General features: G+C 38.5%; 7 protein-coding genes. All 7 read left to right on the plus strand.

The window, feature by feature from the left end:
* The first annotated feature begins 17 nt into the window (after positions 1–17).
* Positions 18–1,727, plus strand: a complete 1,710-nt coding sequence (locus OZP12_RS04625; protein ID WP_281227883.1) for a pectate lyase family protein — start codon at positions 18–20, stop codon at positions 1,725–1,727.
* A gap of 79 nt (positions 1,728–1,806) precedes the next feature.
* Entirely contained in the window at positions 1,807–2,478 is a 672-nt protein-coding gene (locus OZP12_RS04630; protein WP_281227884.1) for a DUF3826 domain-containing protein, read from the plus strand.
* A gap of 124 nt (positions 2,479–2,602) precedes the next feature.
* On the plus strand, positions 2,603–4,267 hold the full coding sequence (locus tag OZP12_RS04635) for a polysaccharide lyase (protein ID WP_281227885.1): 1,665 nt from the start codon (positions 2,603–2,605) through the stop codon (positions 4,265–4,267).
* Positions 4,268–4,673: 406 nt separating this feature from the next.
* Positions 4,674–7,829 (plus strand): DUF6298 domain-containing protein, encoded by a 3,156-nt coding sequence (locus OZP12_RS04640; protein ID WP_281227886.1) that lies wholly within the window; start codon positions 4,674–4,676, stop codon positions 7,827–7,829.
* A gap of 115 nt (positions 7,830–7,944) precedes the next feature.
* Positions 7,945–9,351, plus strand: a complete 1,407-nt coding sequence (locus OZP12_RS04645) for a glycoside hydrolase family 140 protein (RefSeq protein ID WP_281227887.1) — start codon at positions 7,945–7,947, stop codon at positions 9,349–9,351.
* 121 nt (positions 9,352–9,472) lie between these two features.
* The gene (locus OZP12_RS04650) at positions 9,473–11,047 is read left to right on the plus strand and encodes a glycoside hydrolase family 28 protein (RefSeq protein ID WP_281227888.1); all 1,575 of its coding nucleotides are present in this window, start codon (positions 9,473–9,475) and stop codon (positions 11,045–11,047) included.
* A gap of 115 nt (positions 11,048–11,162) precedes the next feature.
* Complete coding sequence (locus tag OZP12_RS04655) at positions 11,163–12,137, plus strand: glycoside hydrolase family 43 protein (RefSeq protein ID WP_281227889.1); 975 nt, start codon at positions 11,163–11,165, stop codon at positions 12,135–12,137.
* The last annotated feature ends 12 nt before the right edge of the window (positions 12,138–12,149 follow it).

Below are 12,149 nucleotides of genomic sequence, written 5' to 3' on the forward strand. Positions count from 1 at the left end.
TGTAACATAAAATTAACATGAAAAATACCATCTTGCCTCTATTGGCAATAGCGCTTTTTGGGAGTATGAAAAGTTTTGCACAGTACCCATCAATCTCTCCCGAAGTGCAGGCACAATCCAAACTTATTATGGATGAGGCTCAAAAACGCTCTGATGAAGCTTGGGAAAAAGCGCTCGTAGTTATTGAAGAAGAAGCAAAGCACGGAAAACCATATATTTCGTGGGCATCAAGACCAAACGATTTGCCACAGGCAGACATTCCTGCTTTTCCGGGAGCCGAAGGAGGAGGAATGTACACTTTTGGAGGTCGTGGCGGAAATGTGTACACGGTGACTAGCCTTGAAGACAATGGGCCTGGAACTTTACGTGAGGCTTGCGAAAAAGGAGGAGCGAGAATCATTGTTTTCAATGTTTCGGGAATTATCAGAATTAAGAGTCCTTTGATTATTCGTGCGCCTTATATTACTATTGCAGGGCAAACCGCTCCCGGTGACGGTATTTGTGTGGCGGGAGAATCGGTTTGGATTAACACCCACGATGTTATCATTAGACATATGCGTTTCCGTAGAGGAGAAACTTTTGTGGGACGTCGCGATGATGCTATTGGTGGTAATCCATTAGGGAATATTATGATAGATCACGTTTCGGCGACTTGGGGATTGGACGAAAATATGTCGATGTACAGACATATGTACAGCCCGGGACCTGGTTATCCGGACGAAAAAAGACCTACGGTGAACATTACAATCCAAAATAGTTTGTTTGGGGAAGCATTGGATACTTACAATCACGCTTTCGGAAGTACTTTGGGAGGAGAAAACTGTTCATTTATGAGAAATATGTGGGCCAGCAATGCGGGTAGAAACCCATCCATTGGGTGGAACGGAATTTTTAATTTCGTGAACAATGTGGTGTACAACTGGTACAACAGATCTACAGACGGTGGTGATTATCAGGCTAACTACAATATCATCAACAACTTTTACAAACCGGGACCTGTGACGAATTTGGCTGAGCCAATCAGTTATAGAATTCTAAAACCGGAATCAGGACGTAGTAAATTACCTTATATGGTTTATGGTAGAGCGCACGTATCTGGAAATATTGTAAACGGAAATGACAAAGTGACCAAAGACAACTGGGACGGAGGTATCCAAATCGAAAACAAAAAAGGAGAGTTGATGTCTTATGACGAAGCCAAACCATATTTTGACAAAATGAAAAGCGACAAACCTTTCCCAATGCCTTGGTTCCGTCCTTTAATGAAAGCTGATGAAGCTTATGAATTTGTTTTGAAAAATGTTGGAGCCACTTTGCCAATAAGAGACAAAGTTGACGAAAGAATCGTAAGAACCGTAAAAACTGGAATTCCTGAATACAACAAAAAAATTGAAGGAAAAACATTCTACCAATTTGAGCACCGTCGTTTACCGATGGATTCTTACAAACAAGGAATCATCACTGATATTTCACAAGTGGGTGGATATCCTGAATACAAAGGAAAACCTTATGTAGATACAGATAAAGATGGTATGCCTGACGCTTGGGAGAAAAAATACGGTTTGGATCCAAAAGATCCATCTGATGCCAAAAAAGATTTAAACGGAGATGGATATACTAATATCGAAGATTACATCAATGGTGTGAATCCTGCGATAAAAGTAGATTGGAAAGATTTGGCCAATAACAAAGAAACTTTGGTTAAACCTTTATTGGATTTAAATTAAAAATTGATTTTGAAAAGATTCTCATTCCATAATTTGCTAATTATGGGATGAGGTATTTTAAAATGCTAAAAAAAGAAAAATGAAGTCAATAAAGAAATTAAGTATATTGTTTTTACTTTTTGCTTTTTGCAAACTAAGCGCGCAACAATATGCCGACCCGGAATACATTAAGGTTACCAATGAAAGAGCTGCCAAAATTGTAGAAAAATTAGCCTTAGGGAACAAAGAAAAAGAAGCAGCGGTAACCAATGTTATTGCTCAACAATTCCGCGATTTGAGCAAAATTCAGGACGAAAGAGATGCTCAAATCAAAAAAGTAAAAGAAGACACTACTTTATCCAAAGAAAAACAAAATGCAGCCATCGATAAACTGAAAGCCGATGCCGACAAATCCATCGACAAACTGCATAAAGCTTATTTGAAAAAATTGGGTAAACACCTAAACGAAGCAAAGATTACCGAAGTAAAAGACGGAATGACCTACGGTGTTTTGCCTATTACTGTTTCTGGTTACAACGATATGTTGCCTAATTTAACCGAAGCACAAAAAAAATACATTTACGATGCTTTGGTCGAAGCTAGAGAACACGCAATGGACGGTGGTTCATCCAAAGAAAAACACGCTTGGTTTGGTAAATACAAAGGAAGAATCAACAATTATTTATCTACTCAAGGTTATGATTTAAACAAAGAAAGCGCAGATTGGCACAAACGTTTGGAAGAACGCGAAAAAGCCAAAGCTGGTAAATAATTTACTCGTGATTAGCTTTTGAACATTGAAAGTGAGGAAGATTTATTACTAAAGCTAATTACTAATCACTTAAAAAAAGATTCCAATGCTTACTATTTTCAAAAATAACAAGAATAGGTTTTTTATGGCAGCAGTTTTCTGCCTGTCTTTTTCCTCGGTATTTGCACAATATCCGGAAATTCCAAAAGAAGTTCAGGCCAAGGCGGACACCATTTTGGCGAAAGAAGAAAGACGATTAAAAGAAATATGGACCAAGAATGCCGACATTATTAAGGAAGAAGCCAAACACGGTAAACCTTATTTGCCTTGGGCTTCGTATCCAAAAGATTTTGTTCCGGCTGATATCCCTGCTTTCCCGGGAGCTGAAGGTGGAGGTGCTTATACACAAGGAGGAAGAGGCGGAAAAATTTTCGTAGTGACTAGTTTGGAAGACAGCGGAAAGGGAACTTTCAGAGAAGCTTGTGAAGCTGTTGGAGCTAGAATAATTGTATTTAATGTTTCGGGGATTATTCGTTTAAAAAACCGCATCAGTATGCGTGCGCCTTATGTAACAATCGCTGGGCAAACTGCGCCTGGTGACGGAATTTGCATCGCAGGAGAAACTTTAGAAATAGATACCCACGATGTTATTATTCGTCATATGCGTTTCCGTCGTGGTGCTACCGATGTAGCCCGCAGAGATGACGCTTTGGGAGGAAATCCAATAGGGAATATTATTATAGACCACTGCTCGGCAAGCTGGGGATTGGACGAAAATATATCTTTGTACAGACATCAGTTCAGAGCCAATGAAAAATCGACTTTGGACAAATTGCCGGCTGTGAATATTACCATTCAAAATACAATTTCTTCAGAAGGGTTAGATACTTATAATCACGCTTTTGGAAGTACAATTGGAGGATTAAATAGTACTTTTATGCGTAACTTGTGGGCAGATAATATTTCAAGAAACTGTTCTATCGGAATGTATGGGGATTTTAATTTTGTAAATAACGTAGTATTCAACTGGTGGAACCGTTCTTTGGACGGTGGTGATTATCGCTCGTTGTTTAATATCATCAACAATTATTTCAAACCGGGACCAATAACTCCAACCGATCAACCGATTCGTTACAGAATCTTGAAACCGGAATCGGGTTATATGAAACCAAAAACGTTTGGTAGAGCTTATATTGATGGTAATTATATAGTAGGATCTCCTGAAGTTACTGCCGATAACTGGAATGGTGGTGTTCAGTTGGAAGACCTTACATTGGAACAATCCAAAGATTATTTGGAATATATCAAACAGCCAAAGCCTTTTTCAATGCCTAAAATTACCATTATGAAAGCAGAAGAAGCGTATGAGTTTGTCTTGAATAATGTTGGAGCGAATATCCCGAGAAGAGATGCTGTTGACGAACGTATTATCAAACAGGTTCGTACCGGAAAAATCGAATCCAAAGACGGATTGGAAAATTCTATTGGTAAAGAATATATCAAAAGAAGATTGCCTGCCGATTCATACAAAAAAGGAATCATCACGCATCCTGACCAAGTGGGCGGATATCCTGAGTACAAAGGAAAGGCTTATAAAGATACTGACGGTGACGGAATTCCTGACGCTTGGGAAACCAAATATGGTTTGAATCCAAAAGACGCATCCGACGCCAATAAAGATTTGAATGGCGACGGTTATACCAATATCGAGAAATATTTTAACGGAATCGACCCAACCAAAAAAACGGACTGGACGAAATTTGAAAATAACACCGATACACTGGCACAGTTAAAAGGATTATTGCAGTAAAGACGAAAGAGTAAAGAGTATAGAGAATAGAAAAGGAATTATTTTTTTAGGAAGTCTATATTTTTTACTCTTTGTTCTATATTCTAAAAAATCAAAAATAAAATTGTTGCTTTTTGGAGCAGAAACAAAAGGCATTTTTGGAAATATGGGTCCCGCTTTCCGTTACAATTTTATGTGCGGTCTCGTCTTTTGGGACGAGATCGCACATAAAGATTTTCACTTTAATCGGGGCTAAAAGGCAACATTAGGCTTTTTTGTAATTATTTTAGAGCTAACGATCACAACCATAGCCGACGGTTTCAACTGTCGGAGCTGCGGTCGAAGGCATTTTGAAAACGTTTTTTGGAGTTAATCACAAAAAATAAAATTAGTAATCGAACTCAGGTTTATCAAAAATAAAATTGAAGTGAATTTTATCCAACTCAAAAATATCATAACAAAACAGGATTTACTCGTTTTATCCTGTTTTGTTATTTTCTTTAGTGCTAATGTCAGCGTGGCACAAAGCACATTTCCTGATATTGTTAAAACCAAAGAAGGAAAACTTTCTTTTACCACTGACAGTCAGGGAAACCAAATTCCTGATTTTTCGTATGCCGGATATATGGCTTCCGAAAAAGCGATTCCGAATGTGGACAACAAAATTTTTGTTCCAAAACAAGAAGAAGATGCAACCCAAAGAATTCAGGCTGCCATTGATTATGTAAGCAATTTAAAACCGGATAAATCAGGTTTTAGAGGAGCGGTTCTTTTGGACAAAGGCATTTTCAAAATCAGCGGAACTTTATACATCAAAAAATCGGGTGTTGTATTGCGCGGAAGCGGGAATACCGAAAACGGAACCGTATTGTTAGGAACCGGAGTGAAAAGAGAATCTGTCATCAGAATTTTGGGTGTCGATGATAAAAAAATGGGTGAGAATCTTGAATTCGGCAATTCTTACACAGCACTTGGAGCACAAAAAATTCAGTTGAAAAATAGTTCCAAATTAAAACCCTCAGACGAAATTATCATCAGCAAGCCTTTAACCGACAATTGGATTAAAGAATTAAAAATGGATGATTTTGGGGCAGAAACGGCTTGGGTTGGCTGGAAAAAAAATGATTGGGAAATAACTTGGAACAGGGTCGTAACTAAAATCAATGGCAATGAAGTGACATTGAACGCTCCGTTGACAATGACTTTGGATGATAAATACGGAGCTGCAAAAGTTACTGTTTATTCTTGGCCGGGACGAATTGAACATATCGGGGTTGAAAATATTTTGATGAAATCGACTTACAATGCATCCAATCCAAAAGATGAAGAGCACAGATGGCAAGCAATCAGCATCGAAAACACGAAAAATGCCTGGGTGAAACAAGTGAATTTCAAGCATTTTTCTGGTGGTGCAGTTGCTGCGTTAAAATCGGCTCAACAAATTACAGTTGAGGATTGTATCGCAACCGAACCGATTTCTGAAATAGCAGGATTTAGAAGACTTACTTTTTATACCGAAGGCCAACAAACCTTATTTCAACGTTGTTACTCCGAAAACGGTTATCACGATTTTGCGGTGGGCGGTTTTGGAACTACCGGACCGAACGTTTTTGTTCAATGTCAATCGACTTTGCCTTTCAATAACAGTGGAGCCATAGGAAGCTGGGCAACAGGCGTTTTATTTGACGTTTCGTATGTTGACGGGCACGCTTTAAGTTATAATAACAGAGAGCAAAATGGTAGAGGTGCAGGTTGGACTGCCGCCAATAGCGTAATCTGGGAAACTTCGGCTTCAAAAATAGAAAATTACAGTCCGCCAACGGCTCAAAACTGGGCGTTTGGAACTTGGGGCGGAATTATGGCCGGTGATGGTCATTGGAAAGATGTAAACGGTCATATTACACCTAGAAGTTTGTTTTACGCACAATTAGGAAACAGATTGGAGAAACTTCCTGTTGATCCGCATATTTATGATTTAGGTTCAGAACCTTCATCAAGTCCTTCTGTCGAAGTGGCTCAGCAATTAACTAAGGAGTCGGTTGAAAGAAAGGAAAATTTAGTAGAATGGATTGCCGAAGTTTCAAAAGCAAATCCAATTAATACCAATGCTAAAGGTCTTAAAAACGCAAACGACTTAAAAATTAATGCAACAGTTGCCGAGAATAAATCGAAAGTGGTTACCAAAAACGGTTGGCTTACTTACGACGGAAAACTAATTGCCGGAAACCGATTGAATGTGCCTTGGTGGAGAGGAAGTCTTAGAGACAGCGATATTTCTAAATCGTTGCCGGACGTTACACGATTTGTTCCGGGAAGAAGAGGTACAGGATTTACAGACAATATCAACGAAGTTGTTGATTATTTGACGACCAATAATATGGTTACTTTGGAACATAATTACGGATTGTGGTATGAGCGTCGTATGGACGATCACGAACGCGTTCGCCGTTTTGATGCCGATGTTTGGCCACCGTTTTACGAGCAGCCTTTTGCAAGAAGCGGACAGGAATCGGCTTGGGATCAGTTAAGTAAATATGATTTGACAAAATTCAATGATTGGTATTGGAATCGTTTGTCCCGTTTTGCCAATTTGGCTGAAACCAAAGGTCAAATATTGGTCAATCAACAATATTTCCAACATAATATTATAGAAGCCGGTGCGCACTGGGCAAGTTCTCCTTGGCGTTCGGCCAATAACATTAACAGTACAGGTTTCCCGGAACCGCCGCCGTATGCTGGTGACAAACGTATTTTTATGGCTGAACAGTTTTATGATGTGACTAATGAAGCCCGAAAAAAATTGCACCAAGGTTTTATTCGCAAATCGTTGGATAACTTTAAAGACAACAGTAACGTAATTCAGTTGACAAGTGCCGAATATACTGGGCCGCTTCACTTTATGCAATTTTGGTTGGATGAGGTTCAAAAATGGAAAGACGAAACTGGTAAAAAAGGAATTATTGGTTTAAGTGCAACCAAAGATGTTCAGGATGCTATTTTGAACGATGTCAACAGAGCCAAAACGGTTGACGCTATTGATATTCGTTATTGGTATTACAAAGAAGACGGTTCGGCTTATGCTCCTGAGGGTGGTGTGAATTTAGCACCGCGTCAGCACGCACGTAAACTAAAAGTTGGTAAAGAAACCGATGATCAGGTGTATCGCGCCGTTCGTGAGTATCGTGAAAAGTATCCTGAAAAAGTGGTTTTGTATTCAACTGACGGTTCTCCACGTTTTGGATGGGCGGCTTTAATGGCCGGGGCTTCTTTGCCAAATATTCCAAAAATTGAACTTCCTGCATTTTATTCAGAAGTTAGCGAAATGAAATTGGTTAGTGGAAATACTTTTTCAGACAATCTTTGGACATTAGAAAATAAAGGAAAAGCATATCTTTTTTATGCAAAAAAAGCACAAGATATTTCGATAGACTTAACTAATTCTAAAGGGAATTTCGAAGTCTATGCGATTAATGCGGAAAAAGGAAGTGTAGCCAAAATATCTAGCATTGGAGGAGGACAAAAAGTTACAATTCCGGCTTCAGATGTTAAGGAAAAAGTACTTTTTGTAACGAAAAAAAATTAGCCTCAGACAAGACAGATTAGACGGATTTTAAAAAATAAAAGTTAAACTAAGATAGTCACCGAAATCTGTTCGATCTGTCGAGTCAATGGCCATTAAATAATTAAAACAAACTAAAATGAATCTGAAAATTAAATATGTATACGCCTTTTGTATTTCCTTTTTGTTTGCGACACAAAGCGGATTTTCGCAGTCTGCAAAAACAAACGGAGCTTTACCTAAACTCAAAATCTCCAAAAATCATCACTATTTTGTTACCGAAGACGGAAAACCTTTTTTCTGGTTGGGTGATACAGGTTGGTTGACTTTTGGAAAATTGGACAGGGAAGGTGTAAATAAATATTTTCAGGATCGAAAAGCAAAAGGGTTCAACGTGGTTCAAATTATGGTTTTGCATAATATCAATGCGGTGAATGTTTATGGCGACAAAGCTTTAGTAAATGAGGATGTTTCAAAACCGATAACAACTCCCGGTAGTAATTTCAATAACAAGGAAGAATACGATTATTGGGACCACGTAGATTATGTTTTGGATGTGGCACAGAAAAACGGAATTTATGTTGGGATGGTTCCGGTTTGGGGAACAAACGTTTCCAAAGGGGATAAAGTAAGCAAAGAACAAGCAACTAAATATGCGAAGTTTTTGGCTGACCGATACAAAAACAGAACCAATATTATCTGGATGAATGGTGGCGACACCCACGGAAACGAATTTATGGACATCTGGAATGCCATTGGAAACACATTAAAAACCAATAACCCTGACCAATTGGTGACTTTCCACCCTTTCGGAAGAACCGATTCTTCTGACGATTATCACAATGCATCTTGGTTAGATTTCAATATGTTCCAATCAGGTCACAGAAGATACGATCAGGATTCATCGAAAACCGCTTTCAAAGAAGACAATTACAAATTTGTTCACAGAGATTGGGATTTAAAACCAACCAAACCAACTCTTGACGGAGAACCATCTTACGAAGGAATTCCACACGGATTGCACGATACTTTGCAACCATTATGGAAAGCTAGTGATGTGAGACGTTATGGCTATTGGTCTGTTCTTGCTGGTGGTGCAGGTTATACTTACGGACATAATGCAGTGATGCAAATGTTTAGAAAAGGCGATAAACCCGCTTATGGAAACAAAGTGTTTTGGTACGATGCCATCAATGCACCTGGTGCGGGGCAAATGGTTTACATCAAAAAATTAATGTTGAGTTTTCCTTATTTGGAAAGAGTTCCGGATCAATCTTTAATTGCTAATCAAGGTGAAAAATACGATTATTTGGTAGCGACAAGAGGAAAAAATTACGCTTTGATTTATACTTATAATGGCAGAAAAATTGCCGTTAATATGGGGAAAATTGCAGGAGATAAAGTAACGGCAACTTGGTACAATCCAAGCAACGGACAAAAAACAAAGATTGGAATTTTTGATAATAAAGGGACCAAAGAATTTCAGCCTTCCGGCAAAAAAGAAGACGGAAACGACTGGGTATTGATTCTAACGTCAAACAAATAATACTATTCTTGGAGACCTAACAGGTTTTTAAAACCTTTTAGGTCTAATAAGAATAATAAAATGAGAAAAAATCTGCGAAAATCTGCGGAATCTGCGGAATCTGCGTGCAAAAATAAATACTATGAAAATCAAAAATATATTAATCATTCTCTGCTTCATCACCGGATTGAATACCGCTTTCGCAAATGACGGCTGGTACAATATCCTAAATGAAGGAGGAAATAACAAAGGAATAAAATGCACTGAAGCCATTCAGAAAACAATCGAAAAGGCTGCAGCAAACGGCGGAGGAACTATCTTTTTTCCCGCTGGTGAATACTTAACTGGAGCATTAAAACTAAGAAGCAACATTACAATTTATTTGGATTCGGGCGCGCTTCTGAAATTTTCAGAGAATTTTGATGATTACCTACCTTATGTGGAAATGCGTTATGAAGGAATCGTGATGCAGACATTTTCTCCATTATTTTATGCAAAAGATGCCGAAAATATTACCATCAAAGGAAGAGGTGTAATCGACGGTCAGGGAAAAGCGTGGTGGAATGAAGTCTATCGAATCGAAACTGCCAAAGGCCCGATTCCGGAAACCAAATACCAAAAAATGTGGGTAGAACAAAACAAAGGAATTGTTTATGAACCTTACTACAAAAGAACGATTGACAAACACTTTTTCAGACCTTCTTTCTTTCAAACTTACAATTGCAAAAACATTTTGATTGAGGGTGTGACCTTCCAAAATTCTCCTTTTTGGACAATAAATCCTGAATTTTGTGACAATGTAACTGTTACGGGTATTACGATTTTCAATCCGTATTCGCCAAATACCGACGGGATTAATCCTTCTTCTTGCAAGAATGTGCATATTTCAAATTGCCATATCAGCGTAGGCGACGATTGTATTACCATCAAATCAGGAAGAGACGCTGACGGGCGAAAATACGGAAAAGCTTGTGAAAACATAACAATCACCAACTGCACAATGTTAAGCGGTCACGGTGGAGTTGTAATTGGAAGCGAAATGTCGGGCGGAATCAAAAAAGTCACCATTTCCAACTGCGTTTTTGACGGAACGGACAGAGGAATTCGCATCAAATCGGCTCGTGGTCGCGGAGGTGTTGCCGAAGATATTCGCGTTGATAATATCGTGATGAAAAACATCAAGGAAGAAGCTTTTGTTTTGGATTTGTTTTACGATAAAGACAATGCGGTGGAACCGGTTACCGAGCGAACTCCGATTTTCAGAAACATTCATATGAGTAATATTACCGGTGGAAACGTAAATAAAGCGGGAGTTATTCGAGGAATTTCCGAAATGCCAATTCAGAATATCTCTTTTTCAGACATCAACATTGATGGAAAAGAAGGTTTCTCTGTAATCACGGCATCTGATGTTGAATTTCACGATGTAAAAGTGAATGCGACAGTGGGATCCTCTTTCAAAATCAGCGATTCTAAAAATCTGATTCTTGAAAATTCAGGTTCGTCAACTCCTATAAAGGGAACTCCGGTTATCAAATTGGACAATGTTTCCAATGTAATGATTAACAATAATTTCCCTTTCAATGCAACCGATATTTTCATTGAAGCAGATGGAAAAGAAACGAAAAATATTTTTGTGAAAAATAATGTTTTCAATAACGTTTCGACGGTGGTTAAAAAAGGCGCGAGTTTAGATAAAAAAGCAATTGTAGAATAATCCCCACCCCAACCCTCCCCGAAGGGGATGGAGCCAAAACAAAATTGTTGGTGGCGAAAAAGACAGAAACAAGATTTGTAATACTATTCCAATTTTGGAAATAATATAAAATATAATGTTCACAATAAAAAAACATTCCAATAATCACATCTCGGCTCCCTCTCCTTTGGGGAGGGTTGGGGTGGGGATTTTATTATTTTTCACTTTATTAAGTTATTCCCAAAAAAAGAAAGAAATCTATTTGTTCACGTCTTTCAGGGAACCTGCTACTGAAGGTTTGTATCTCGCCTACAGCGAAGACGGCTACAATTGGAAAGGCCTTGAAGGATCGTTTCTAAAACCCGAAATTGGCGGAAGCGAAACCAAAATTATGCGTGATCCATCAATTACAAAAGGCGCAGACGGAACCTATCATTTGGTTTGGACAACCGATTGGAAAGGCGGAAACGGTTTTGGATATGCTAGTTCAAAAGATTTGATTCATTGGTCAGAACAACAATATATTCCCGTAATGAAACACGAACCCGAAGTGGTAAACGTGTGGGCTCCCGAAATTTTTTATGACGATGTCAAGAAAGAATACATCATTATTTGGGCATCAACCATTCCATTCCGATTTGCAAAAGGAGTGGAAGACGAAAAAAACAACCACCGAATGTATTTCGTAACCACTAAGGATTTCAAAACCTTTTCGGATACCAAATTATATTATGATCCCGGTTTCAGTGTGATTGACTGCGTGATTGTCAAAAAAGGCAAGAACGATTATGTTTTGGTTTTAAAAGATAATACAAGACCAATGCGAAACATTAAAGTGGCTTTCGGGAAATCGCCTTTGGGGCCTTTCGGAAAAAGTTCGGAGCCATTGACGGCCTATCTTTCAGAAGGGCCAACAGTGGTAAAAGTCGGTAAAAAATGGCTGTTGTATTATGACAATTACGGATCCAAAAACTATAAAGCCCTAAGTACTTCCGATTTTGTAAAATTCGAAGATGTTTCCTCAAAAATAAGCCTTCCCGAAGGACACAAACACGGAACGATTACAACTATTTCCGAAGAAGTTTTAAAAGAATTAATTGAAAAGAAGTAAAATATAATGCCA

This window comes from Flavobacterium aquiphilum (assembly GCF_027111335.1).
GTDB classification, from domain to species: Bacteria; Bacteroidota; Bacteroidia; order Flavobacteriales; family Flavobacteriaceae; genus Flavobacterium; species Flavobacterium aquiphilum.

Excerpts from the sequence above, each read along its gene's own strand:
- OZP12_RS04635 (WP_281227885.1), top strand. The coding sequence starts at position 2,603 with ATGGCAGCAGTTTTCTGCCTGTCTTTTTCCTCGGTATTTGCACAATAT.
- OZP12_RS04645 (WP_281227887.1), top strand. The coding sequence starts at position 7,945 with ATGAATCTGAAAATTAAATATGTATACGCCTTTTGTATTTCCTTTTTG.
- OZP12_RS04650 (WP_281227888.1), top strand. The coding sequence starts at position 9,473 with ATGAAAATCAAAAATATATTAATCATTCTCTGCTTCATCACCGGATTG.
- OZP12_RS04625 (WP_281227883.1), top strand. The coding sequence starts at position 18 with ATGAAAAATACCATCTTGCCTCTATTGGCAATAGCGCTTTTTGGGAGT.
- OZP12_RS04655 (WP_281227889.1), top strand. The coding sequence starts at position 11,163 with ATGTTCACAATAAAAAAACATTCCAATAATCACATCTCGGCTCCCTCT.
- OZP12_RS04630 (WP_281227884.1), top strand. The coding sequence starts at position 1,807 with ATGAAGTCAATAAAGAAATTAAGTATATTGTTTTTACTTTTTGCTTTT.